The following is a 23,102-nucleotide window of genomic DNA, read 5'->3' on the forward strand; positions in this document are numbered from 1 at the left end:
ACGGCGATTCGCTTCAGAACGGCCCCCGACCGCCGCCCCGGCGACCGCCGCCACGCCCCCCGAGTGAGACCTCGCTTGGGCTCCGGACATCGCCCTTGACGTACTGCCCGTAGAGCAGGCCGAGGACGAGGCCGGAGAGGTGGGCCATGTGCGCGACGTTGCCCAGTGCGGTGGTGCCCCCCACGCTCGTCGGGAGGACGCCGACCACGGAGAGCGCGGCGTAGCCCAGGGTCAGCAACCAGATGGGGACGGGAAGGATGAAGTAGAGGTAGACCTTCAGCCCCGGATTCAGGACCGTCAGGACGCCGAGAATCGCCATGATGGCACCGCTGGCGCCCAGGACGCCCGTGATGGGGCTCCCGATGGCGAAGCCGAAGGCGATCTGCGCGAGGCCGGCGATGATGCCCGTCGCGAGGAACAGCGCGGCGAAGCGCTTCGAACCGATACGTCGCTCGACGACCGGCCCGAAGAAGTACAGCACGATACCGTTCCCGATGATGTGGAAGAACGTGTTCGGCGAGTGTGAGAACACCGACGTGACCCACGTCCAGACGTAGAACGGGTTCTCGGACGTGAGCACGAAGATGTCCCGGAACAGGCCCGGCGCCAGGAAGATGACGAGGAACTCCAGGATGAAGACGACGAACATGATGGCGAGGAACAGGTACGAGACGTTCCCCCGGAAGTAGCTCAGCGGGCCGCCGGTGCTGGTGAGCCCCGAGAGGAACCCGCCGGAGCCGCCGCGCTCGTTCACGCCGTCGTCGAAGCCCGAGTCGAACACGCCGTCGGGGTCGTTCCAGTCGTTCAGGCCCGCACAGGAGTGGTTCTCGGGGAGTCGATGCTCCGAGCAGTAGTTCTCACCGCACCGGTTGCAGCGGTACGGCATATCCACGTGCTTGCCACACACGGCACAGTTCGCCATTACGTCGGGAGTGGCGTGGACCACGCAAATGGGTTGGGGTCCCCGGCGACGGCACTGCATGGCCCCGGCTGCCGGCCGCGGGTCCGAGTAGGCAGGCCCGGCGCGTCACACGGGCGTCAGACGCTCGGCGTGCGCGCCGTCAGGGTTTATGCTGAAGGTGTGCCAATCCGTCGGCGTGTCCATCCGCTCGGACCCACTGGACCGGTTGCAGATCCCCGACGGCACGACCGTCGAGGAGCACGACCTCGTCGCGAACGGGGACGTGGTCGTGGGCGGCCAGTCGACCGTCGAGTTCGGGGTCCGCGGGCGGAACGTCTACGCCGGCGAGCGGGTCCGCTTCGGCGGCGACATCGAGGCCGACGGGGAGTGTCGGCTGGACGTCTGGTGTGACGTCGGCGGGAACGTCCTCGTCGGCGGCGACGCGTATCTGGGCGAGCGTGTCCACGTCGCCGGCCAGCTCATCGTCTCGGGTGACCTCGACATCGGCGACGACGTCGACATCGAGGACGGCTTCGAGGCGAACGGCTGGATCGTCATCCGGAACCCGATGCCGACTATCGTCTTCCTGTTCGTCTACCTCTCGCAGCTCCTGCGGCTGGGGCGCGACGAGGACGCCGAGGAGGTCGTCGACGAGTTCCTCACCGACGACCGCGAGCACGAGCCCGTGCTCGTTCCGCGGGGCGCGCGCGTCTCCGACGACGCCTGGCAGGTCTCGACGCCCGCGACGGTCGGCGCGGACTGCCGGCTCCACGGGAACCTCCGGGCCGAGTCCATCGACGTGGGCGAGGGAACCGAGCTGTTCGGCTCGCTCCGCGCGAAGGGCGACATCACCGTGGCCGCCGACGCGGTCATCCACGGCGACGTGACGACGCGCGGCGGCGACGTGACCATCGCCGAGGACGCCCACATCCGCGGCGACGTGGCCGGCGAGAACGTCGACCTCCACGACGACGCGGAGGTCGACGGCGCCATCCGCGCCCGCGGCGCGATGAACATCACCCGGGACGACGGCGAGGAGGAGTCGGCCGACGAGGCGGCCAGCGCGCCGCCCGACCCGCCCGACGCTATCGAGCGCGTCGAGCCGACGGTCTCACCCCGCGAGGTGTCCGGCGACGCGACGCCGGCCGTGCGCTCCGCGACCAGTCCGGACGAGCTGACCGCCAGCGGCGACCTCACACCCGCAATCCGCCGGGTCGACGGGGCGGACGGCGGGTCCACGGCCGACGACGGCGACGGTGACGAGGAGCCCCGCGACCCGGACTACAGCACCTCCGCCCCAGAGCCCGCGACGAACGGCCACGGCCTCTCCAGCGCCATCGCCGAGGCGGAGAAGCGCTGAGAACTGTTCTCCCGCCCGATTCCGATACCTGCTGTACGGCGCTCAGTCCTCGACAGGCCTGCCGTCCTCCGTCCGTGGCGCGACGTGGTCGATGTACGCCTCGACGGAGGGCTCGTGGACGGTCACGCGGACGTGGATGTCGCCGAGTTCCGCGGGCTCGCCGACGGCGAAGTTGACCACGCTCTGGAAGGCGGCCTGCTTCTTCAGGTCGAACGAGAAGGTGCCACCCTGCCGGTCCGCGAGGAACTGGCCGCGCGCGGTGTCGAGGATGGCCTCCTCGTGGAGGAGTTCGGAGAACGTCTCCATGCTGTGGGCCTCGGCGAGCAGCTCGCCGTGGCCCTCCTCGATGTCGGCCTCGGGGAACAGGTTCTCGACGGCGTCGCGGACGCGGTCGGTCACCTCCGTCGGCATGACGGGCGCCGTGATCTGGACGTCGACGCTGTAGACGTCAGTCACGACTCCCCCACCTCCCCCGACGGCCGTTCCTCGGCACCGGGGCTCTCGCGCCAGTCGAAGCCGTCGTCGGGCTCGACGGCATCGATACCCTCCTCGATGACGGTGCGGGCGCGCTCGCGGAGCCGCTCCAGCGAGTCGACGTTCTCGACGACGAGGTCCGCGCGGTCCATCGCCCGGCCCATCCCGAAGCCGAGTTCGCGGGCGTCGCGCTCGGCCAGCGTCTCGCGGTCGGTGTTGTCCCGCCCGCGGTCGGTGATGCGCTCCTCACGGACGTCGTAGGGCGCCTCGACGCTCACCAGCGAGAAGGCGTCGCCGAAGGCGTCCTCGAAGGCGTCGACCTCCACGTCCGACCGGAGGCCGTCCACGAGGACCACGTCGCTCTCCTCCAGGGCCTCCCGGATGAGCGGGAGCGAGCGCTCCGCGATGGCCGCGGGCCCGTTCTCGGCACGGAGCGCCTGGGCCACCTCGCCGTGGTGGTCGGCGGGGTCGAGCCCGCGGTCCCGGCACTCCGCGCGGATGACGTCGCCCATCGTGACGACCGGGACGCCGGCCTCGCGGGCCACCTCGGCGAACTCGCCCTTGCCGCTCCCAGCCAGCCCGACGGTTCCGATGACACGCATTGGTTGTCGTGGGGTTCTGCGTGTTCGGGGTTAACGGCTACGTTCTGGGAGTGGCGCGACATCCGGTGAGCAAGATATGCTGGTGTCGATGCCAACGATGCCGAGGATGACTTGGACGACGACAACGACGCCTCCGAAGCCCTCGCGCGCTCCGGGTCCCTGACTCGCTGCGCGCCTCGCGCTCGCTTCGCTCGCGCTGCGGTGCTTGCGTCGTCAGTTGACCCGGAGCCCGCTCGCCCTTCGAGTCCGCCAGGAACAGGGAACGTTGCACGGAGCGGCGTCCCTGCCCTTCCCCAGGTCGCGCGGGCCTCCCTTGCGGTCGGCCACGCGCTCCCGGCCCGTGGACTGTGGCAGGTCGCTCCTCCCGTCAGTCGAACGGGCGCGCGCTGGCGGCCGTGCCCGGAGAGCCGGCCGCCGCACTGCGTGCGAGGGGCGAGCGCGCAACGAGCGGAGCGAGTGAGCACTGCAGGCGGATGGGGAGGCGTGAGGCCCACGGCTACCGACTGACCAATGGCGGTCCCTGGTGGACTCGAAGCTGAGCCGAGCGAAGCGAGGCGAAGCGAGGCGAAGGTCGGCAGAGCTTGCTCTGACGGAAGGCGAGGCGCGCAGCGAGGCCCGGCCCCACAGAGCGCGAGGGCTTCGTAAGCCGCCCGACCAAGATAGACGACAGGACCACAGATAAAACTTCGAAAGTGTCAATATTTCTATTCTAATAGTATTAAGCAGATTAAACGGATTTAACAGAAGTTCTGCGTGGCGTACACCGACCCGTCGACGATGACGATGCCGATGCCCTGCCGGGTGAAGCGCTCCTTCAGGATGGCCTCGCGGTGGCCCTCGGAGTTCATCCACTCGCGGACGACGTGCTCGGCCAGCGTCCGCTCGGTCGCGGCCAGCCCGCCGCCATGGGTGAGGTAGATGTTCTCGCCGCCGTTGCAGTCGATGCCGAAGCGGGCGTAGCGGTCGCGGACCGTCTCCCCGTCGGGGCCCTCGTGGGCGAAGTAGTCGCGCTCGTGCATGTCCCGGGAGTGGTAGGCGGCCACCTCGGCCAGGTCGGTGTCGTAGTCGAGGGCGCCGAGGCCGTTCGCAGCCCGGCGGTCGTTGACCTCCTGGGCGACGAGCCGTTCGACACGGGTCTCGTTGAGGCCGTCGCCGGCCGCCGCGCCGGGGCCCGGCGCCGCGAAGACGACCAGCAGCGCGGCGACGAGGAGGACGAGGACGCTGGCGACGGCCATGTACGCGCCGCTCCGGGAGGGGGTCAGCAGGTCGACCCAGTCCGGGTCCTCGCGGGCGGTGCCCGCTGCGATACCGTCCTCACGGGCAGTACCCGCTGCGATACCGTCCTCGCGGTCGGTGGGTTTCGGCTGCGGCCCGTCGAGGTCGATGATCCAGCCGCGCGTCCGCTCGGCGTCGAGGCCGGGGCAGTCGTGTGCGTCGGTCGACCGGTGAGCCGCACAGACCGGCTGGCCGCAGTGCGGACAGGCGGCCGTGACGGATGTCTCCCGGCCACAGACGACGCAGTCGGCCATACCGAGGGTGTAGGTGACGGCGCGTGAAAAGCGACGCGCCGGCGGTGTTCCGGGCCCGGGAGGGAATCGAGGGGAGCGTCGAGAGCGAGGGCTGCTGGGAAGCGACCGACGCTCTCACACCCGGGCATACGTCCCACGCGTCCGAGGTGGGCCGGCAAGTGGCCCCCGCGTTTATTAGCGAACGGGACTCACGTGGGATTGCGGGATACCCGACCGCCTCTGACCCCACACCGGGCGCCGGGACCCGCATGTAGCATCCGAGGCCGCGCGCGGTCGGGGAGGCGTCGCCCCACACGACGCTACACCCCTCTGGGGAGGTCCGTTCCTGTCGGTACCCGAAGTCGGGAGCCACGGCCACGCGAAAGGGGGACCACGAACCCGGCGTGCCGAGCACCGGGTCCCTACCGGGTAGGGGCAGGTTACGGGCAGCCGTTGGGGGGAGAGACGATGTGTCTCGACTGCCCGTGTGGGTGGCTAGCACCCGCCAATGATAATTCCATCGCTCGGGCGGCGGAACTGCCCGAACGTCAGCCACCGCGCATCTCGACGAAGCGGACACCGCCGTGGGATTCGCGGTCCAGCGAGCCGTCCTCGCGGCGCGTGGCCGCCACGAGCGTCTGCCCGACCCCGTCGGAGAGCGGCGCGAGCAGGCGCCCGCCGGGGCGGACCTGCTCGACGACGGCCTCGGGGAACGCGTCCGCCGCGCAGGTCAGATACGCGGCGTCGTAGGGGGCGTGTTCGGGCCAGCCCTCGTGGCCGTCGCCCTCGCGCACGTGGATATCGTAGCCGAGTCGGTCGAGGCGCTCGCGGGCCTCGCGGGCCAGCCGAGGCTCGAACTCGACGCTGTACACCTCGGCGCCGAGTTCGGCCGTGACGGCGGCGTGGTAGCCACAGCCCGTGCCGATCTCGAGGACGCGGTCGCCCGCACCGACATCGAGCAGTTCGGCCATCACGGCCACCATGTGCGGCGCGGAGATGGTCTGTCCGTCGCCGATGGGGAGCGGGCGGTCGGCGTACGCAGCGTCGCGCTTCCCCTCGGGAACGAACTCGTGGCGCGGGACCGCACGGAGCGCCTCGGCGACGGCGTCGTCGCTGATGCGGCCGCCCGAGACGAGGCCCTCGACCATCCGTTCGCGGGCCTCGCGATAGTCCGCATCCGCCATCGGGTCTCACCACCCGGACCAGGCGTTCGAACTCCGGGTCTCGTCGCGGGCGTACACCCGCTTGATGTGTTTGGCGGGCGCCTGGTCGCCCGCGTAATCGAGTTTCTGCTGGCCGTAGCGCTCCACGTCGCTCCGGAGGAAGATGCCCTCGACGGTGAACTCGTTCTCGCCGTACTCCTGGGTCTCGCCCACGGTGAACACCTCGTCGCCGGGCACCCGGACCGTCGTCGAGTACGTCGAGTCGTGGCGTCCGTCCTTCGGGTGGAGGGTGAGGTCGACCGAGACGTTGCCGACGACGCGGGTCCAGACCGTCTTCACGTCGTCGACGGGCGCGGCGTCGGTCCGCGGGGATTCGTCCTCGCCGGCGAGTTCGAGGCTCGTCACCGCGACCGAGAGGATGGCCTCGTCGGTCTCGACGAGGAACTCGTCGTCGACCGCCAGCGTCTCGTCCGGGTCGAACTCGACGGGAGCATCGAACGAATCCCCCTCCTGGGAGACGATGACCCGGCGCTCGACGGTGGGCTCGCTCGGGAGGTCCGTCTTGTGGACGTGGTCGCACTCCGTACAGCGGACGGTGGCGTGACCGCTCTCGTGTAACACCTCGTGGACCGTCTCGTCCCCCGGCGAACAGGACGGACAGGCGACCGCAACGCGAGTCGTGCTCATACGGGCGGCTTGCCGGCCCGAGCGTATAAGCCCGCGGTCCCGGCGACGGGGAGCGTGACGGTACCACGCGCCGCCAGCAGCGGGGGTATCGGGGCACACAGCGCAGGAGTCCGGAGAACCGAAACCCCCGATTTCGGGCGCTTGAGGCCCGCCTAAACCCCGCAAGAAGCGGCGGACACGCCGGATTTATATTCGAGGGTCGCACATCGTCAGACGACAATGGGACAGACGCTTACCGAGAAGATCCTCTCCGACCACCTCGTGGACGGGGAGCTCGAGACCGGCGAGGAGATCGGGATCGAGATCGACCAGGTGCTCACACAGGACACGACCGGGACGCTCGTCTGGCTGCAGTTCGAGGCGCTTGACCTCGACGAGGTCCAGACGGAGATCGCGGCCCAGTACTGCGACCACCAGACCTACCAGTTCGACTTCAAGAACACGGACGACCACCGCTTCCTCCGCAGTGCGGCGGGCACGTTCGGCGCGCACTTCTCGCGCCCGGGCAACGGTATCTGCCACAACGTCCACAAGGAGAACTTCGCGGCGCCCGGCAAGACGATGCTCGGCTCCGACTCCCACACGCCGACGCCCGGTGGCCTCGGCGAGCTGGCCATCGGTGCCGGCGGCCTCGACGTCGCCGTCGCGATGGGTGGCGGCCCGTACTACATCGAGATGCCCGAGATCGTCAACGTCCGGCTGGAGGGCGAGCTCCCCGAGTGGAGCACCGCCAAGGACGTGGCGCTGGAGATGCTGCGTCGCCTCACCGTCAAGGGCGGCGTCGGCAAGATCTTCGAGTACACCGGACCCGGTGTGGAGAACCTCACGGTGCCGGAGCGGACGACCATCACCAACCTGGGCACGGAGCTCGGCGCGACCACCTCCATCTTCCCGACCGACGAGGAGACCAAGGACTACCTGGAGCGCCAGGGTCGCGGCGACGAGTACGTCGACATCGGCCCGGACGAGGACGCCGAGTACGACGACGAGATCGTCGTCGACATGTCCGAGATCGAGCCGCTCATCGCCGAGCCCTCGATGCCGGACAAGGTCGTCCCGGTCCGCGAGGCTGCCGGCACGTCCGTCGACCAGGTCATCATCGGCTCCTGTACGAACGGTGGCTACGAGGACATCCTCCCGACGGCGAAGATGCTGGAGGGTCGCGAGATCGACAAGAAGACCGAGATGATCGTCGCGCCCGGTTCGAAGCAGGCCTCCGAGATCCTCGCCCGCCAGGGCTGGACCGCGGAGCTGATGGCCGCCGGCGTCAACTTCTCCGAGGCGACGTGTGGTGCCTGTATCGGCATCGGCCACGTCCCCGCGTCGGATTCGGTCTCCGTGCGGACGTTCAACCGCAACTTCGAGGGCCGCTCCGGCATCGAGGACGACTCCGTCTTCCTCTCCTCGCCGGAGGTCGCGGCCGCGGCCGCCCTCAAGGGCGAGATCGTCGACCCGCGTGACCTCGCCGACGAACTCGGCGACCTGGAGGCGCCGGGCGTCGAGCTCCCCGACAAGTACGACGGCTCGAAGGCCGACCTCATCGCGCCCGACGAGGCCGTCGACGACGGCCTCGTCAAGGGCCCGAACATCGGCGACGTCCCGCTGAAGGACGAGCTGGACTCCGAGCTGAAGGGGCCGAACCTCCTCCACATGGAGGACAACATCACGACCGACCACATCATCCCGGCCACGCAGGACATCCTGATGTACCGGTCGAACGTTCCGAAGCTGTCCGAGTTCACGCTCTCGCGTGTCGACGACACGTTCGCGCAGCGTGCGCTCGACAGCGACGGCGGCTTCCTCGTCGCCGGCGAGAACTACGGTCAGGGCTCCTCGCGTGAGCACGCCGCCCTCTGCCCGATGTATCTGGGCATCGAGGGTGTCTTCGCGCAGAGCTTCGCCCGCATCCACAAGGCGAACCTGTTCAACTTCGGCCTCATCCCGCTCACCATCGACGCGGAGACCTACGAGCAGCTCGAGCAGGGCGACGACCTGGAGATCCTCGACGATGTCGCGGCAGGCGTCCGCGGCGGCGAGGAGGAGTTCACGGTCAGCGTCAACGACGGCGAGTGGGAGTTCACCGCCAACCTCGACGCCTCCGAGCGCGAGCGCGAGATCCTCGCCGACGGTGGCAAGCTGTCGCACACGAAAAAGCAGGCGAAGGGCGGCGACTCCGGCGCGACGCCCGCCGACGACTGAGCGAGCCCCCGACGAACGTTCCCCTTTCTTTCGCGCCTGCCCGGAGAGCGTCGCGAATCACACACCCAACGCAGGACGCACGGATGGCTCGGCGTGGGCCGAGAACAAGAGCCAGGTAGTATAGCCCCTGGCACGCATATCATCGGCAACCTGCGAGTGGATGGATGAGGCAGGACGACAACTAGTCCATCCGCAACAGCTCGACGATCGCCAGGCTCAGTCCGAGCGGGACGAACGTCACCGCGACCAGGAAGAACCCGGCCCACGAGAGGAGCGGCTGGTCGGTGAAGATGAAGATGATGGGGCCGAACAGCGACCACGCCCCGAAGACGGGGACACCGACCTCCGGGGTCGCGAGCAGGTAGCCGACCGTGCAGAGCAGACAGCACAGCAGGATGAGATTGACCACGAGTGGGAACTTCGGGGTGAAGCTGCTGGCGAGGAACACCGGGTAGAGGAAGAACGTCGCCAGCCCGAAGATGGCGGTCTTCGGGGCGAGGTCGAACCGGTAGCGCTCCAGCATCCGGGCCGCGATGGTGATGCGGTCACCCATATCCATCGGCTCGGTGGAGGGACCGGCGTCGCCGGGTGGTGTAGCGGAGTTGGCGGTCTGCCGGGGGCCGGACCCCGTCGACGTACCGGCCCCGGCACCCGCCGCGCCAGCGGAGCTGGAGCCGGCCCAGCCCTCGGCGGTCCAGCGGGCGCGCTGGCGCTGGCGGGACCGGCCGTCGGCGTTGCCGCCGGCGTCGGCCGTGGTGGTATCGGCCCCACCACCGACGTATCGTTCGTGCCCGAGTCGGTCGTACCGGGCCCGCTCCTCGGGGTCCGTGAGGACCTCCTCGGCCCGCTTGACGCGCTGGAACTGCTCGGTCGCGTTCGGGGCGTCGTTGAGGTCCGGATGCGTCTGTTTGACCCGGTCGCGGTAGGCGGCCTCGATGGCCGCGACGCTGGCGTCGGAGGACACACCGAGCACCGCGTAGTAGTCCTCCACACCGTCGCCCCGGTCGGACATTGTTGGTCTCACGGACTCGGGGAACCAAACGCTATCGGTGATTCACCGAGCATGAGGTCGCAGTGGCCGTGGCTCGAGGGTAGTAAAAGCGGGGTGGGGGGGTGGGGATGCACCCTGATCGGGTGCACCTGAGCGTAACCTCGGCAGGAGTATGAACCTTGTGGCCACAGCTACGTCCTCCAGTGTTGGCGAGAAGACACGAACTGACATCGGCGTACAGACTCAGACACGCCGGGAGAGTGGACGTCGTGGACCCATCGTCGCTGACGCCGAGCGGGCGGACGGCGACCCGGGCGTCGCGAGTGGGGCCGACCCATCGGAACCGAGCGTATCGACCTCGAACACCCGGCAACAGGGCTTAAATTCCAGGGGGGAGTAGAGCGGCCCGTGACGGCCACCCCCCCGCGTCGGACGCTCGTGGTCCGCGAGGCCACCCGCGCGGACCTGCTGGAGGTGTTCCGCATCGAGCGGACCTCGTTCCCCCAGCCGTGGCCCTACGGGGCGTTCGAGGGGTTCCTCGGGACGCCCGGCTTCCTGGTGGCCGAGTGCCGCGACGAGGGCGACGACGACCCGGGCACCATCGCCGGCTACATCGTCGCCGATACGGTTCCGAACCACGGCAGCCCCATCGGCCACGTGAAGGACATCGCCGTCCACCCGGACCATCGCGGCCAGGGTATCGGCCGGCGTCTGCTGGAACGGGGACTCGCCGTGATGGACAGCCGCGGCGCCGCCCGCGTCAAACTGGAGGTACGGGACGGGAACGAGGCCGCCCTCTCGCTGTACCGTGACCTCGGCTTCACCCACCACCACACCGTCCCCGGCTACTACGACGACGGGACGGACGCGCTGGTGATGGTGCGTCCCGGAAGCTGAGTCACCACACGCACTCACCGCCCGGGTTTTGTATCCGCACCCACTACACCCGGCCATGAGCACGGGCTACGCCTGTCCGGTCTGTGACGACCCCCAGGCCGACATCGGCCATCTCGCCAACCACCTCGCGTTCACCGCGATACTCCGGGACGAGGCCCACGCCGACTGGCTGGACGAGCACGTCCCGGCGTGGAACGAGTACGACGAGGCGGAGCTCTCGTCGGCGCTGGCAGACCACACGGACCGCCTCGAGGAGCGCGAGTACCCGCAGGTGTTCGAGGACACCACCGGGGAGGACGGCACCGCTCCTGGCCGGGATGACCCGACCGAGCGCTCGGGCGCGCTGTTCGACGACGGGCACGCCCACGGCCACAGTGAGCAGGACGGTCACGACCACGGCCACCAGCACAGTCACGACCACCAGCACGGCCACGACCACGGACCGTCCGGTATCCCCGAGGACGTCGAGACGGCCTCCGTCCCGGGCGGTGAGATCGACGACGAGGAGCACGAGGCAATCATCGAGGAGGCTCGCGAGATGACCCGGAAGCTGCACGATGGCGACGGGGGCGAGGAGGGCGAGGGGGAGCCAACCGTCCACAGCGACGGGGATGACGGGACGACCGAAGACGCGACCGACGACGAGTAGCATTAACCCGCCCGCGCCCGCGGGGCCGGCATGGACGCCGACACCATCCCCGACGACCCGGCCGACGACCGCTTCCACTACGTCTACGAGAACCGCGTCCGGTACGCCGAGACGGACGCGCAGGGCGTCGTCTTCTACGGCGAGTACGTCACCTACCAGGACGAGACGTTCTCGGAGTTCCTCCGGACCATCGACTTCCCGTACGACGAGTTCGAGGCGAGCGGCGTCGACTTCCACGTCGTCCACACGGAACTGGACTACCACTCGTTCGCCGAGTTCGACGACGAACTCCGCAACGGCTTCCGCGTCGCGGCGGTTCGCGATTCGAGCGCCGACTTCGAGTGGGTCTGCCGGCAGGCCGACGACGACCGCGTCGTCGCCAGCGGCGCCATCACCCACGTCGCCGTCGGCGAGGACGGCCCCACCCGCGTCCCCGACGACTTCCGGGAGGCGGTCGTGGCGTTCCAGGACGAGCCGCCAGAGCCGGTGTGAGGCCACACCCACTCCCGTGGGCGCACGCACCGGACCGACGACACCGATTAACACCCCGAGTGCGAAGGGGTCGCCATGAGCGAATCGGAGGACCCGCATCAGGACCTCGGTGAGCACCTCGAGGAGCACCTGATGGCCGACGGGGTCTACATCACGGACTACACCGTCACCGAGGGGACGTTCCACGTCGCCTACGAGACGGCCGCGCCCGAGGAGGGTGTGCCGCGAAACGAGATGGGGAGCATCCTGCAGGAACTGCTCGACGCGCACGCCGACGGCTGGCCGGCGACGGACGTTACCGTCTGGGTGTACGACGTCGACGAACCGGCCGAGGAGCGCGAGCCGAAGGGTCGCTGGGAGGCCCGCGAGGGCTGGTTCCGCGCGTTCGAGAACGACAACCTCTCCGAGACGGACCTCTCGACGCTGGTCATCTCGACGGTGGACCTGGAGGCGACGCGGGGGTAGTCAGCAGACGGGCTTCGGGTCCAGCCCCATCTCCTCCAGCCGCTCGGCGTACTCGTCGTACGCCGTCCCGATAGCGTCGGTCGCGGCCTGTTGTGCGGTCACCCAGTCCCCGTCGTCGTCGCACACGTCGTCCAGCAGATCGGCCGCGTCCTCGGGCATCGCCTGCAGGTCGCTCCGGGCCTCGCGGACGGTGTCGGCGCCCGAACGGACACCCTCGTTGACGAGGAAATTGATGACCTGGAGCAGGAGGCGGTCGGCGACGAGCGGGAGCGCGACCAGCCCCGCAGCGACGCGCTCGGGCGTCCGCTCGGCGGTTCGGAGTTCGTCGACCACGTACGGTACGTCCCCGTCCGCGCTCGCGTCGTCGTCGATGCCGAGGATGGCGTCCCGGTGGTCGGCGAGGCTGCCGCCCGCATCCGTGAACGCCGCGCGGGCGGCCTCGTGCTCGACCTCGTCGGTCCACGCAGCCAGCGTATCCGCCCCACCGTCGAGGAGTCGGGCGGCCGCGCTCAGGACCGGGCTCGTCTCCAGTTGTGCCCCGGTCGCCGCGACCACCGCCTTCTCGGAGCCGAGGCGGCCGAGTTCGGTCTCGCGCTCGGCCCGGACGTTCGCCACGAGTTCCTCGCCGTTCATGGCCGGACGGTCGACCGGGAACGCCATAGGTGTAGTCCCGGCCACGGGCACCGCCCCACGCTTATCTCCGGGCGCGACCTACCCGAGCGTATGACCGACGACGCCGACCCCGGAGCCGCCACCGAGGCCAGTCCGGCCGCGGGCGACCCCGTGGCCGGATCCCCGGAACCGGAGGAGGCGGGCACGCTCACGCCCGCCGACCTCCAGGCGTGGCTCGACGAGGGCCGCAAGTTCACCCTGCTGGACACCCGGAACCGCGAGGAGATCGACGAGTGGCGCATCGACGCCCCCCGGCGGCTGGACGTGCCGTACATGAAGTTCGTGAGCGCACGCGTGACCGGCGGCGTTGCCGACCTCGTCACGGATGTTGACGACGGCGACCCCGAGGGCCCGTTCGTCGCGGTCTGTCCGCGCGGCGAGGCCAGCGCGGAGGTCGCGGACCTGCTCGCGGATGAAGGGTACGAGGCGTACAACCTCGCCGGCGGCATGCACGGGTGGGCGCGGCTGTACGAGGCCGCGGAGCTCCCGGCCGGGACCACGCCCGAGGGCGTGACCGTTCTCCAGTACCGCCGGCCCTCCAGTGGCTGTCTCGCGTACCTCGTGGTCGCAGGCGACGAGGCCGTCGTCGTGGATCCGCTGCGCGCGTTCGCAGAGCGGTACGCGGCCGACGCGCGCGAGCACGGGGCCGACCTCGTCGCCGCCGTCGACACGCACGTCCACGCCGACCACGTCAGCGGCGTCCGGGCCGTGGCCGACGCGACCGACGCGGCCGCGGTCCTCCCGGCGGGGGCCACGGACCGCGGGTTGGCGTGGGATGCGACGCTCCTCGATGCGGGCGAGACGCTCGACGTGGGAGACACCACACTCGAGGCCGTCGCCGCGCCGGGCCACACCACCGAGATGCTCGCCTACCGCGTCGGGGACCTCCTCCTGACGGGCGACTCGCTGTTCACGCACAGCGTCGCGCGGCCGGATCTGGAGGCCGGTGACGAGGACATCGAGGCGTTCGCGGCGACCCTCCACGAGACCCTGACCGGGCGGTTCGACGCGTTCGACGACGGCACGCTCATCGCACCCGGCCACTACGCCAGCGAGGACGAGGTCGAGGACGGTCGCGTGACCGCGCGCCTCGGCGACCTGCGGGAGTCACTCGACCTCCTCGCCGTCGACCGCGAGACGTTCGTCGAGCGCGTCCTCGCGGCGATGCCGCCCCGCCCCGCGAACCACGAGACCATCATCGCGGTCAACCTCGGGCGCGAGACGGCCGACGCGGAGGCGGCGTTCGAACTCGAACTCGGGCCGAACAACTGCGCCGCGACCGCCGACTGACGTGCCGGACGGACTGGACGCGGCGGCGGTCCGGGCACACTTGCTGGGCGAGCGCCGGGAGCTCGTCGTGACGGTCCGGGACTGTGCGGACGCCGTGGCTGCGGGCTGGACGGACGCGTCGACTACCGACCGGGGTGCCGTGGTGGAACCGCTCCGTGCGACGCTGGAGCGGGCCGGCGTGCTGGCGGAGTTCCCGACGGTGCTCCGCGAGTGCGTGGCCGCCACCGGCGGGCGGCTACAGGCCGAGCCCGTGGCCGCGCCGCCGTACGTCGTCGTCACCAGCGTCGGACCCGTGCTGCGCGCGACGCTGGACGGTGGGCGGCTGGTTGTGACGCTCCGCGTGTTCGCCCTCAAGCGAGGTGGCGGGGGCTCGCCGGCACGGTACGTCCGGAGCGGAGAGTCGGCCGAGGAGATAGTCGCCGTCGCGGTTCGTGGCCGGTAGCCTCAGGCGTCTTCCGCGTCCTCGTCGCGGCCGAAGTACGCCGCGAAGTCGTCCCAGCGGGGGAAGAACTTCTCGGGGGCCTCGTGGCGGAAGGTCCCGGCGACGGTTCCGTCGGTCCCCATGAGCCAGGTCTGGACGTATCCCTCGCGCTTGGCAGTGGCGATACAGCCCTCGGCCCGCTGGAGGAGGTAGTTGCCGGCGACGAACAGCGCGATGCGCTCGTCGGGGTCCCGGAGGACCAGAAGGTGGAAGACGCGGCCGTCGACGAGGCGGCGGAAGACGTCGTACTCGGGGAACTCGCCGCGGTCGACGGCGTCCGCGAACTCCTCGACGTAGTTGTCGGGGATGGTGTGGAGGATACCCCAGCCGTAGTCGCCGCGGGCAGCCTGTGCCTCATCGGCCGACGCCGTCGACGTGTCCAGCGTCGCGACATGGTGGGTCTCCCAGCCGTCCGCCTCGTACTCCGTGGCGCGGGCCTGCATCTCCTCGATGGTCTCCCCCCACGCGCTGGTATGCACCTCGGCGTTCGCGGCCAGCTGTTCGGCGGGGTCGATGTCGTCCGACTGCTCTCCCGCGTCGGTCATGTCCCACGGGTTGCCTGCCCGCGTGCCTATACCTGTCGGCTTCGCGAAACGGCCGCAACGACCCCTCGACACCCGTTCGCCGGCATCCGTTCGTCGGCGCCCGTTCCTTGGCATCCGGTCGTCGTGGATCCGTTCGTCGGCATCCGTTCGTCGGCGCCTCACCCGACCGTCGGCACGCCGACGCCGAGCACGGCCTCCAGCAGGAACGAGGTCAGCAGCATACAGACGGCGCCGAACAGGAGCTTCAGACCATCGGAGAAGCGCTGGTCGTCGGCCAGCGGCGAGCCGCGGAACGGGGGGAGGCGGTCGACGAGCCGCTGGACCTGCGACTGCCCACGACTGTCCGAGATGAGCCCGTCGCTGCCGGAGACCAGGCCGTCGTCCTCGGCACGCCAGCGCTTCCCGGGCCGGAGCTTGAACGACCCGGTGCCGAGCGCCAGCAGCCCGACCAGGAACAGCCCCCACTTCACCCCGACGAGGTCGCCGCCGAGCAGCAGGCTCGGCGGCAGGAAGACGGCGGCCCAGACCGCGGTCAGCACGACGGCGTAGAGGAGGGCATCGGCCAGCTTCAGCCGGAGCGACTCGGTCACACGCCGAGGTAGCCGAGCCGCCGGATTGACTCTTACGGGCCGGACCGCGCGTGGCCGCACGAGCCGACGCGTCGCGGGGGCTACTCGTCGAACGGGAGCTCCGGCTCGTAGCCGACCGCGTCGACGACGAGGTCGAGCACCCCGTCGACGTTCTCGCCCTCGGTGACGCTCATGTACGCGTCCGCGTCCACGTCGCGCGAGCGGTCGCTCTTGTTGCAGACCGTGAGGACGGGAACGGGCTCGTCGTCCGCGTCGGCCGTGACGGCGAACCGCTCCTCCAGTTCGTCCCGGAGTTCGAGCTGGGCCTCGATGGGGTAGCCACAGTCCCCGCTCGCGTCCACCATGAACAGGACGGCGTCGGCGAGGTGGGTCAGGGCGCTCACGGCCTGTGACTCGATGGCGTTACGCTCGTCGGCCGGCTGGTCCAGCAGGCCGGGCGTGTCCACGAGCTGGTAGCGGATGTGGTCACGCTCGACGTGGCCCACGCGAATCTGCGTCGTCGTGAACGGGTAGCTCGCGGTCTCGTTGCTGGCGTTCGTGACGTGGTTGACGAACGAGGACTTGCCGACGTTCGGGTAGCCCGCGACGACGATGGCGGGTTCGTCCGCGCGGATGTCGGGCAGGGTCTTCAGCGCCTCGCGTGCCTCGCCAAGCGCGAGCAGGTCGTCCTCGACCTCCTCACAGATGTCGGCGAACCGCGCGAACGCCTGCTTGCGGACCTTGCGCGCGGTGTCGGAGTCCGCGCGGCGGATGCGCCCCTGGTAGTCGCTCCGGAGTTCGCTGATCTGCCGGCTCGCCCAGCCGACCTCCGAGAGGTTCTGCCGGAGCGCGTCCACGCCGGGGACACCCTCGGTGTCCCGGCAGACGGCGTCGGCCAGTTCACGGTAGAACGGGTCGACGGTGTCGAAATCCGGCCAGTTGGTGACGACGTTCTCCAGGTTGTCGCTCAGGATGTTCGAGGCCGTGATGAGCATCGACTCCTGGGCCTCGACGCCTTGCTTCGCGCGGCCCGCACGCGCCGCTCGGGAGAACGCCTTGTCCACGAGTTCCTCCGAGCGAGGAACGGTCTGCAGGGATTCGAATGCGGGCATGGCTGGTTGAGGGGACTTGTCCGTCGGGGGGGATAAGGGCGTTCGTTCCGGGATGATGGGCAGAAGGACCAATATCTGCTTTATCGCGATGTTTAGAATATGATGTTTCAAATATCGCCATTTTGAACCTATTCTGAAGTTTATTGACTGATGCGGATGGCAAGTACGGAGCCCTCGCGCGCTCGGGCGATTGGACCGACGACAACGGAGACACCCACGAAGCCCTCGCGCGCTCCGGGCCTCTGACTCGCTGTGCTCCTCGGGTTCGCTCCGCTCACCCTGCGGTGCTTGTGTCGTCAGAGGCCCGGAGCCCGCTCGCCCTTCGATTCCACCAGGAAGTCGGACGTGTCATCGAGCGGCAGCCCTGCCCTTCCCCAGGTCGCGCGGGTTCGCCGGCAAGCGGCTCACCACGCGCTCCCGGCCCGTGGACTGTGAAGAATCGCTCTCCCCGTCAGTCGAACGGGCGCGCGCTGGCGGCTGTGCCGAAGGCCAGCTGCCTCTATACGTGCGAGGGCTGAGGAGCGCACCCGCGCGCAGCGAGGCCTGGCCCCGCAGAGCGCGAGGGCTTCGTAGGTGGCTCGGTCGTAGTGGTCCCCCCGAGGAACGCCGAGAGGACCAAAGACGTCCTCCTACAGCCACTCGGTGAACGAATCGGTCGCCTCGCTCAGCTCGATGTACTCCCACTGCATCGCCTCGACGGCCTCGTGGAAGGTCTCGCCGTGGTCCATGCCGGCCCGGACGCGGTGTTTCTTCCAGACGCTGGGCGTGATGGCCGTCACCTGGCGGGCTTCGAGCGGCCCGATCCAGCGGTCGATCTCGTCCTCGGGGAACCCGGCCGCCGACAGCCCGACCCGGGCGACCGACAGCAGCTCCGCCAGCGCGATGTCGGGGTTGTCCGTCCGGTCGCCGTCCTCGGTGATCCACGCGAGGTCGGCGCCGGGGCCGTCCGCGACCGCGTTGTAGAAGGAGTCGCGGGCGGCCGCCCAGGGCAGTTCCCGGAGCGGGTGGTCCAGTTCGTCGAGACCGCGGAGCGCGCCGGCAACCATCGCCTGCACGGCGATACAGTCCCGGACCGTCGGCTGGGTCGGAACCGGCCGGAACTCCAGGCGAACCGACGCGTCGTCGTTGCCGTCCGCGCGGCCGTCGGCAGCAGCGGGCGTGTCGCCGCCGAACACCGGCCGGACCCAGCGCCAGTAGGTGCCGTGCTTGTGGGCGAACTCCGGGAACCGCTCGCGGTAGGGCGCGTCGTCGGGCACGTCCTCGGGGTCCGTGCAGAAGGGCGCGAACGTCTCGTCGGCGACGATGGCGTCGACGGCCTCGCTGGCGTCCGCCACGTCGTCGGGGACCCGGACCTTCTCGATGCCGGGCGGGTTGATGCTGTCCTCGTACACCGGCACGCGGAGTTCGTGGGGGCCGTCCAGCACCGCCTCGGCGTCGACCGCCTCGGGGTAGAGGTCCGCCGGGAGGAACGGGCTGTTGGCCGTCAGCGCGACCGCCGGGCCGAGGATGCGGGTGGCGTAGCGCATGTACCGCCCCACGTCGGCCGCGGCGGGCAGCTGCAGATGGGGCTGCACGGAGGTGGCCAGCGACTCGACGAGGATGGACGGGAAGTGATGCTCGGCACCCGGCAGATCGATGGGGATGCCGTTGTCCATCCGGCGGAGCGTGTCCGCGTCGAGCGCGTGGTAGCGGGCGTCCGTGGCCATGTTCTCGGCGATCCAGACGCCGTCACGCGCCTCGCCGGCCGAGAGGTAGGCGCTCGTGCCCTCCGGCGGCGCGACCGTCCACATCGAGTCCAGCACGGGCCTGACGCGCCCGTCGACGCCCGCCGCCGCGCCCGCCTCGGCGATGGCCTCGCGGGCGTCCGTGACGGCCGTATCGAGGCGCTCGGCCTGCCGGTCGAGTCCCGCCGGGGAGAGCACGTCCGGCGGCGTGTTCACCTCGAGGTTGTGCCGGCCGAGTTCCGGCGCGAAGCCGCCCGCCTCGGGCGCGCCCGCGGGTACGTCGTGCAGGCGCGCCTGCGGGTCGACCGTGTACGCCTCGAGTTCGAGGCCGACGGCGTAGTCGGCGTTGTCGAGGCGGCCGGCCTCGCAGTCGGCCGCGACCTGCGCGGCCTGCTCGGCCACGCGGTCGTCGAACCGCTCGTAGGTCTCCGCCGCCAGCGCCGCGTGTACGGCTGCGACCAGCCGGTCCTCCGTGCCGTCCCCGGGTCCCGACCCGCCCCCGCCCCGGCGCGGCTCGCCTTCGTCCATGCTGGGGCCGACGATGCCCTCTCCTAAAGCATCCCCGCCCGTCGCAAGAAGCGACGCGGCCCCGACCCACCGCCGCGCACCCGGCCAGCCACCGACGCGCACCCGGCCCGCCGCGACTGTTTAGTGCGGGCGGCCCCGAGAGCCGGGCCGTGCCGGACCAGTGCGAGCAGGTGGTGGCCGCGGTCTGTGAGCGCGCGCTGGCCGCGACGCCCGCCGCCGTCCGCGAGCCGCCCACCGGGAACTCGAAGCGGACCGCGCTGGTCACGCTCGCCGACGGTCGCGAGGTGGCGGTGCAGTACCGCGACCGGGAGCGGTCGCTCGCCGCCGAGGCCGCCGTCACGCGCGCCGTCGCGAGGCGAACCGACGTACCCGTCGCACGGGTCCTCGCGGCCGGCGGACTCGCGGACCTCGGGATCACGTACCTCGTCACCGAGCGGGTCCCCGGCGCGGACCTCCACGAGCGATTCACCGGGTTCGACGCCGCGACCCGCGAACGGCTCGCCCGGACGCTCGGCCGACACCTCGCGGCCGTCCACGACGCGTTCGCGTTCGATGCGCCCGGCCGCGTGACGGCCGACGGGGACGACCTCGCCGTCACGGAGCCGCTCCCGGCGGGCGCGTTCTACCGCGAGTACCTGCGCCGCGCGCTGGCCGACTGGCCGGACGCGCTGGCGGCTCTCGAACCCCGCGTCGAGGCGGCGCTCGGCGACCGACTCGATTCCCTCCCGGCCGACGAGGCCCGCCTGTTCCCGTGGGACTACCGGCCGGGGAACGTCGTCGTCAGCGGGGACCCGCCCGAGGTGGCGGCGGTGCTGGACTGGGGCGAACCGCTCGCGGCCCACCCTGGGCTCTCGGCCGCGAAGGCGGAGTTCACGCTGTGTGACTGGTACCTCCGCGCGGAGGCCGACGTGGCGGCGCTCCGGGAGGCGTATCGGGCGGGGTATCGGGAGGTGCGCCCGTTCCCCGAGGCGTCGTTCGATGCCTTCCGCCTGCTCGGGATGGCCGACTCGGCCGCGGACTCACGGGGCGAGGTGACGCGACCGCGCTACCCCGTCGTGGACGCCGACGAGGCGGTCGCGTTCCACCGCGAGCGGGTCACGGCGGCGCTGGAACGGCTTGGGTGAGCGACGGGGCCATCAACCGCAGGGTTTGAAGCCATCGGCCGGCCACCGACCACGCAACAATGTCTGGCTCGGAGCTCGCCGCGCGGGTGCGTGAGACGCTGGAGGCCGACGGAGAGGAGTTCGCCGCCCGCGTCGAGTCGGAGGTCGAGGACCTCAAGCGCGAGGTGGAGAAGGGCACCTTCGACAACTCCCAGGCCATCGTCGGGCTGGAGTACGAGTTCTACGCCGTCGACGCGGAAACGGACGCGCTCAAGCGCGTCCCTCGACGGCTGCTGGAGTACATCGGCTTCGAGAAGGAACTCGGCCTGCACAACGCCGAGATGCAGACCTCGCCCGAACCCTGCTCGGCGTACGGCCTGCGCGCGACCGAGCGCGAGGTACAGGCCAAACTCGACGCCGCACAGGCCGCCTGCGAACCCGAGGGGATGCGCCTCGTCAGCGACGGGATGTGGACGGTCCCGCCGATCGGCGAGACGGCGTCCTCGTATCTGGCGGACAGCATCGAGGAGGATGGGGTGGTGCTGGCGACGAACATGAGCGACGCCGTCCGCTACCACGCGATGGCCAACACCGGATTCAAGGAGGACATGTCGCTGTCGGCCCCGCACGTCCACCTCGACGCGCGGACCGTGATGCCCGAGAGCCTCATCACCTCCATCCAGCCCCACTACCAGATGGCCCAGGCCGCCGACCTGCCCGAGCGGTTCCGGTACGCGCTGCGCGTGGCGGGCCCGCTGGTGGCGCTCTCGGTCAACAGCCCGTTCTTCCCGCCGGACCTCTACGACACGGACGACGCCGAGGAGGTGCTGAGCGAGTGCGCGATGGAGAACCGCGTCACCGTCTTCGAGTCCGTCCTCAACCCGGACGGCGAGGCGAAGGTCGACTTCCCGGAGGACGTCGAGGACATCGACCAGGTCGTCGACCGCATCGCGGCCGACCGCACCGTCGTCCCGATGCTGCAGGACGATGCGGGGCGCTTCGACGACCGGTTCGCGCATTTCCGCCACAAGCACGGCACCTACTGGCGCTGGGTCCGGCCGGTCCTCGACGGGCCATCGCGGGCCGGCGCCAACGCCCGTATCGAGTTCCGGCCGCTCCCCGCGCAGCCGACCGTCCGGGACTCGATGGCGTTCCTGGCCGTCTTCGCGGGGCTGATGGAGTCGCTGCCGCGCCGTGAGCATCCGCTCCGCTCGCTCCCGTGGGCGGACGCCCGCGACAACTTCTACGCCGCCGTCGAGGATGGCCTGGAGGCGGACATGAACTGGATCACGCTGGAGGGGACCGAGACGACCGACACCGACGTGCTGTTCGAGGAACTGTTCGACGCCGCCCGCGACGGGCTCGAACTCCGGGGGCTGAGCGACGACGACATCGACCGCTACGTCCGCCCGCTGGAGCGCCGCTGGGAGACCGGCATCACGCCCGCGCGCTGGAAGTACCGCGAGGTCGCCCGCCGGGTGAACCACGGTGTCCCGCTCGGTCAGGCCATCTGGGGGATGCAGGCCGACTACATCGACTGGCAGGCCGAGACCCTCATCGAGGGCTGCTTCACCGACTGGTTCGACGGTTGACGCCGCTCACCCGTCGGCGCGGTCCCCGTCCCCGGCAGCGACGTACCGGGCCCGGAAGCCCGCCGCCAGCAGGAGCGTCGCGAACCCCGCCAGCCCGAGCCAGTCGACGAGCGGGGCGTACGTCCCGTAGCCGACGAGCGCGAGCAGGCCGCCGTCCGCGGGCCCGCGGTAGGTCCCCGTGAGCAGGAGCGACGCGAGGCCCAGCAGCAGGCCGAGCCCGCCCGCGGGCAGGACGACCCGCCGGTACCACCAGTCCGTATCCATTGGTCGGGCACGGGACCGCCGCCCGGGTAAACGGTCCGGCCACCTCAGCGGCGGTCGAGCGGGGGACGGCGTGCCCGCCGCGCCCGGAACCGGCACGCACTTGCCGCCGCTGCCCGCACGCCCGTCCATGTACGTCGGACGCCTGCTCGTGGTCGGCCCCGAAACCGCAGCCTACCGCGTCTCCTCGCGCTCGTTCCCGAACCGTCAGGCCACCGTCCGCGAGGACGGCGAGACGGTCACCATCGAGCCCACGCCGGACGCCCCGCCCAGCGACAACCCCTACATCTCCTACAACTGCCTGCGCATCGTCGAGACGCCCGCGGGGACGGCGACCGCCATCGGGAACGGCTCGCACGTCGACCCCGTGGCCGAGAAACTGACGCTGGGCTACCCGCCCCGCGACGCGCTCGTGACGGCGCTGCACGCACTCGACTTCGAGAAGGACGACTACGACACGCCCCGCATCGCCGGCGTCCTCGGCCCGGACGCCGCCTACATCGGGACCGTCCGGAGCGATGCCCTGCTCGTCCGCGAGGTCGACGAACCGACGCTCGTCGCGACCTACGAGGAGGACGCACCCGTCGCGTTCGACTTCGAGGTCGACGGCCCGGAGGCGGCCGCTCGCGCCGCCTACGACCTCGACTTCGAACACGCGGTCTGTGCGGCCGCCGCGACCCGCGACGGCGAGGGGTTCGATGTGGCCGCGTTCACGCCGGAGTAGACAGATAACAAGAATCTAAACAATATTCCCCACTTAGTGGGCCATCTTGAGAACAATGCCCAGAATTTAGAGTTTATCTCCCCTCTCACTCTGCCCGCACCCTGACTACTCAT

The 23,102-nt window shown here is 70.4% G+C and carries 24 protein-coding genes; 11 read left to right on the forward strand and 13 right to left on the reverse strand.

The annotated features are described in order from the left end of the window. Window positions 1–13 precede the first annotated feature (13 nt). A complete protein-coding gene (locus NL114_RS03835) occupies window positions 14–922 on the reverse strand; it encodes a rhomboid family intramembrane serine protease (protein WP_254823477.1) in 909 nt (302 codons plus the stop codon). 175 nt (window positions 923–1,097) lie between these two features. On the opposite strand from NL114_RS03835, the gene NL114_RS03840 reads away from it, so the two are divergent. Further along, window positions 1,098–2,261 (forward strand): polymer-forming cytoskeletal protein, encoded by a 1,164-nt coding sequence (locus tag NL114_RS03840; RefSeq protein WP_254823478.1) that lies wholly within the window; start codon window positions 1,098–1,100, stop codon window positions 2,259–2,261. A gap of 42 nt (window positions 2,262–2,303) precedes the next feature. Here NL114_RS03840 and NL114_RS03845 read toward each other — a convergent pair whose 3' ends face one another. From NL114_RS03845 to NL114_RS03865, 5 genes are all read right to left on the reverse strand, one after another. After that, window positions 2,304–2,717 carry an RNA-binding domain-containing protein gene (locus tag NL114_RS03845; RefSeq protein ID WP_254823479.1) on the reverse strand — a complete coding sequence of 138 codons (414 nt, stop codon included), beginning with the start codon at window positions 2,715–2,717 and terminating at the stop codon, window positions 2,304–2,306. Then, entirely contained in the window at window positions 2,714–3,337 is a 624-nt protein-coding gene (locus tag NL114_RS03850) for an AAA family ATPase (RefSeq protein WP_254823480.1), read from the reverse strand. Before NL114_RS03850 ends, NL114_RS03845 begins: the two co-directional genes overlap by 4 nt. A gap of 737 nt (window positions 3,338–4,074) precedes the next feature. Then, window positions 4,075–4,866 (reverse strand): CAP domain-containing protein, encoded by a 792-nt coding sequence (locus NL114_RS03855; protein WP_254823481.1) that lies wholly within the window; start codon window positions 4,864–4,866, stop codon window positions 4,075–4,077. 527 nt (window positions 4,867–5,393) lie between these two features. Beyond that, window positions 5,394–6,029 (reverse strand): protein-L-isoaspartate(D-aspartate) O-methyltransferase, encoded by a 636-nt coding sequence (locus NL114_RS03860; RefSeq protein ID WP_286671096.1) that lies wholly within the window; start codon window positions 6,027–6,029, stop codon window positions 5,394–5,396. A 6-nt stretch (window positions 6,030–6,035) separates the two neighbouring features. Continuing rightward, window positions 6,036–6,695 (reverse strand): HVO_0476 family zinc finger protein, encoded by a 660-nt coding sequence (locus NL114_RS03865; protein WP_254823482.1) that lies wholly within the window; start codon window positions 6,693–6,695, stop codon window positions 6,036–6,038. A gap of 219 nt (window positions 6,696–6,914) precedes the next feature. Here NL114_RS03865 and NL114_RS03870 point away from each other — a divergent pair, with 219 nt between their 5' ends. Beyond that, window positions 6,915–8,894, forward strand: coding sequence for an aconitate hydratase (locus NL114_RS03870; protein ID WP_254823483.1), 1,980 nt, complete (start codon window positions 6,915–6,917; stop codon window positions 8,892–8,894). 181 nt (window positions 8,895–9,075) lie between these two features. Here the strand turns inward: NL114_RS03870 and NL114_RS03875 are convergent, their stop codons facing one another. Further along, entirely contained in the window at window positions 9,076–9,906 is an 831-nt protein-coding gene (locus NL114_RS03875) for a J domain-containing protein (protein WP_254823484.1), read from the reverse strand. Between the two features lie 387 nt (window positions 9,907–10,293). Between NL114_RS03875 and NL114_RS03880 the strand changes: the two genes are divergently transcribed. From NL114_RS03880 to NL114_RS03900, 4 genes are all read left to right on the forward strand, one after another. Further along, window positions 10,294–10,782, forward strand: coding sequence for a GNAT family N-acetyltransferase (locus NL114_RS03880; protein ID WP_254823485.1), 489 nt, complete (start codon window positions 10,294–10,296; stop codon window positions 10,780–10,782). 55 nt (window positions 10,783–10,837) lie between these two features. Continuing rightward, on the forward strand, window positions 10,838–11,431 hold the full coding sequence (locus NL114_RS21595) for a DUF5810 domain-containing protein (RefSeq protein WP_286671097.1): 594 nt from the start codon (window positions 10,838–10,840) through the stop codon (window positions 11,429–11,431). A gap of 30 nt (window positions 11,432–11,461) precedes the next feature. Next, window positions 11,462–11,923 (forward strand): acyl-CoA thioesterase, encoded by a 462-nt coding sequence (locus NL114_RS03895; protein ID WP_254823486.1) that lies wholly within the window; start codon window positions 11,462–11,464, stop codon window positions 11,921–11,923. A gap of 75 nt (window positions 11,924–11,998) precedes the next feature. Beyond that, complete coding sequence (locus NL114_RS03900; RefSeq protein ID WP_254823487.1) at window positions 11,999–12,388, forward strand: DUF8159 domain-containing protein; 390 nt, start codon at window positions 11,999–12,001, stop codon at window positions 12,386–12,388. On the opposite strand, the gene NL114_RS03905 is transcribed toward NL114_RS03900, so the two are convergent. Continuing rightward, the gene (locus NL114_RS03905) at window positions 12,389–13,021 is read right to left on the reverse strand and encodes a transcription antitermination protein (RefSeq protein WP_254823488.1); all 633 of its coding nucleotides are present in this window, start codon (window positions 13,019–13,021) and stop codon (window positions 12,389–12,391) included. It lies immediately after the preceding gene. Between the two features lie 90 nt (window positions 13,022–13,111). Here NL114_RS03905 and NL114_RS03910 point away from each other — a divergent pair, with 90 nt between their 5' ends. Both NL114_RS03910 and NL114_RS03915 read left to right on the forward strand, forming a co-directional pair. Then, the gene (locus NL114_RS03910; protein ID WP_254823489.1) at window positions 13,112–14,350 is read left to right on the forward strand and encodes an MBL fold metallo-hydrolase; all 1,239 of its coding nucleotides are present in this window, start codon (window positions 13,112–13,114) and stop codon (window positions 14,348–14,350) included. A 1-nt stretch (window position 14,351) separates the two neighbouring features. Continuing rightward, a complete protein-coding gene (locus NL114_RS03915; RefSeq protein ID WP_254823490.1) occupies window positions 14,352–14,792 on the forward strand; it encodes a DUF7988 family protein in 441 nt (146 codons plus the stop codon). A gap of 2 nt (window positions 14,793–14,794) precedes the next feature. Here NL114_RS03915 and NL114_RS03920 read toward each other — a convergent pair whose 3' ends face one another. The 4 genes from NL114_RS03920 to NL114_RS03935 form a co-directional block, all read right to left on the reverse strand. After that, the gene (locus tag NL114_RS03920; RefSeq protein ID WP_254823491.1) at window positions 14,795–15,376 is read right to left on the reverse strand and encodes a DUF7529 family protein; all 582 of its coding nucleotides are present in this window, start codon (window positions 15,374–15,376) and stop codon (window positions 14,795–14,797) included. A 158-nt stretch (window positions 15,377–15,534) separates the two neighbouring features. Beyond that, on the reverse strand, window positions 15,535–15,966 hold the full coding sequence (locus NL114_RS03925) for a DUF7555 family protein (protein ID WP_254823492.1): 432 nt from the start codon (window positions 15,964–15,966) through the stop codon (window positions 15,535–15,537). An 80-nt stretch (window positions 15,967–16,046) separates the two neighbouring features. Further along, window positions 16,047–17,057 carry an NOG1 family protein gene (locus NL114_RS03930; protein ID WP_254823493.1) on the reverse strand — a complete coding sequence of 337 codons (1,011 nt, stop codon included), beginning with the start codon at window positions 17,055–17,057 and terminating at the stop codon, window positions 16,047–16,049. A 629-nt stretch (window positions 17,058–17,686) separates the two neighbouring features. Then, window positions 17,687–19,309, reverse strand: coding sequence for a glutamate-cysteine ligase family protein (locus NL114_RS03935; protein WP_254823494.1), 1,623 nt, complete (start codon window positions 19,307–19,309; stop codon window positions 17,687–17,689). Window positions 19,310–19,458: 149 nt separating this feature from the next. On the opposite strand from NL114_RS03935, the gene NL114_RS03940 reads away from it, so the two are divergent. Both NL114_RS03940 and NL114_RS03945 read left to right on the forward strand, forming a co-directional pair. Then, entirely contained in the window at window positions 19,459–20,433 is a 975-nt protein-coding gene (locus NL114_RS03940; RefSeq protein ID WP_254823495.1) for a phosphotransferase family protein, read from the forward strand. A gap of 59 nt (window positions 20,434–20,492) precedes the next feature. Further along, window positions 20,493–22,004, forward strand: a complete 1,512-nt coding sequence (locus tag NL114_RS03945) for a glutamate-cysteine ligase family protein (RefSeq protein WP_254823496.1) — start codon at window positions 20,493–20,495, stop codon at window positions 22,002–22,004. A 6-nt stretch (window positions 22,005–22,010) separates the two neighbouring features. On the opposite strand, the gene NL114_RS03950 is transcribed toward NL114_RS03945, so the two are convergent. Continuing rightward, window positions 22,011–22,268: a hypothetical protein gene (locus NL114_RS03950; protein ID WP_254823497.1), complete on the reverse strand. Its 258-nt coding sequence runs from the start codon at window positions 22,266–22,268 to the stop codon at window positions 22,011–22,013. Between the two features lie 127 nt (window positions 22,269–22,395). Here NL114_RS03950 and NL114_RS03955 point away from each other — a divergent pair, with 127 nt between their 5' ends. Then, entirely contained in the window at window positions 22,396–22,989 is a 594-nt protein-coding gene (locus tag NL114_RS03955) for an IMP cyclohydrolase (RefSeq protein WP_254823498.1), read from the forward strand. Window positions 22,990–23,102: the final 113 nt, after the last annotated feature.

The organism is Haloglomus halophilum (assembly GCF_024298885.1).
Taxonomy (GTDB): Archaea; Halobacteriota; Halobacteria; order Halobacteriales; family Haloarculaceae; genus Haloglomus; species Haloglomus halophilum.

What these genes read in the sequence shown, in the direction of transcription:
- NL114_RS03835 (WP_254823477.1), bottom strand. Translation starts at nt 922, where the DNA reads ATGGCGAACTGTGCCGTGTGTGGCAAGCACGTGGATATGCCGTACCGC.
- NL114_RS03850 (WP_254823480.1), bottom strand. Translation starts at nt 3,337, where the DNA reads ATGCGTGTCATCGGAACCGTCGGGCTGGCTGGGAGCGGCAAGGGCGAG.
- NL114_RS03855 (WP_254823481.1), bottom strand. Translation starts at nt 4,866, where the DNA reads ATGGCCGACTGCGTCGTCTGTGGCCGGGAGACATCCGTCACGGCCGCC.
- NL114_RS03860 (WP_286671096.1), bottom strand. Translation starts at nt 6,029, where the DNA reads ATGGCGGATGCGGACTATCGCGAGGCCCGCGAACGGATGGTCGAGGGC.
- NL114_RS03865 (WP_254823482.1), bottom strand. Translation starts at nt 6,695, where the DNA reads ATGAGCACGACTCGCGTTGCGGTCGCCTGTCCGTCCTGTTCGCCGGGG.
- NL114_RS03870 (WP_254823483.1), top strand. Translation starts at nt 6,915, where the DNA reads ATGGGACAGACGCTTACCGAGAAGATCCTCTCCGACCACCTCGTGGAC.
- NL114_RS03875 (WP_254823484.1), bottom strand. Translation starts at nt 9,906, where the DNA reads ATGTCCGACCGGGGCGACGGTGTGGAGGACTACTACGCGGTGCTCGGT.
- NL114_RS21595 (WP_286671097.1), top strand. Translation starts at nt 10,838, where the DNA reads ATGAGCACGGGCTACGCCTGTCCGGTCTGTGACGACCCCCAGGCCGAC.
- NL114_RS03895 (WP_254823486.1), top strand. Translation starts at nt 11,462, where the DNA reads ATGGACGCCGACACCATCCCCGACGACCCGGCCGACGACCGCTTCCAC.
- NL114_RS03900 (WP_254823487.1), top strand. Translation starts at nt 11,999, where the DNA reads ATGAGCGAATCGGAGGACCCGCATCAGGACCTCGGTGAGCACCTCGAG.
- NL114_RS03905 (WP_254823488.1), bottom strand. Translation starts at nt 13,021, where the DNA reads ATGAACGGCGAGGAACTCGTGGCGAACGTCCGGGCCGAGCGCGAGACC.
- NL114_RS03910 (WP_254823489.1), top strand. Translation starts at nt 13,112, where the DNA reads ATGACCGACGACGCCGACCCCGGAGCCGCCACCGAGGCCAGTCCGGCC.
- NL114_RS03920 (WP_254823491.1), bottom strand. Translation starts at nt 15,376, where the DNA reads ATGACCGACGCGGGAGAGCAGTCGGACGACATCGACCCCGCCGAACAG.
- NL114_RS03930 (WP_254823493.1), bottom strand. Translation starts at nt 17,057, where the DNA reads ATGCCCGCATTCGAATCCCTGCAGACCGTTCCTCGCTCGGAGGAACTC.
- NL114_RS03935 (WP_254823494.1), bottom strand. Translation starts at nt 19,309, where the DNA reads ATGGACGAAGGCGAGCCGCGCCGGGGCGGGGGCGGGTCGGGACCCGGG.
- NL114_RS03945 (WP_254823496.1), top strand. Translation starts at nt 20,493, where the DNA reads ATGTCTGGCTCGGAGCTCGCCGCGCGGGTGCGTGAGACGCTGGAGGCC.
- NL114_RS03950 (WP_254823497.1), bottom strand. Translation starts at nt 22,268, where the DNA reads ATGGATACGGACTGGTGGTACCGGCGGGTCGTCCTGCCCGCGGGCGGG.
- NL114_RS03955 (WP_254823498.1), top strand. Translation starts at nt 22,396, where the DNA reads ATGTACGTCGGACGCCTGCTCGTGGTCGGCCCCGAAACCGCAGCCTAC.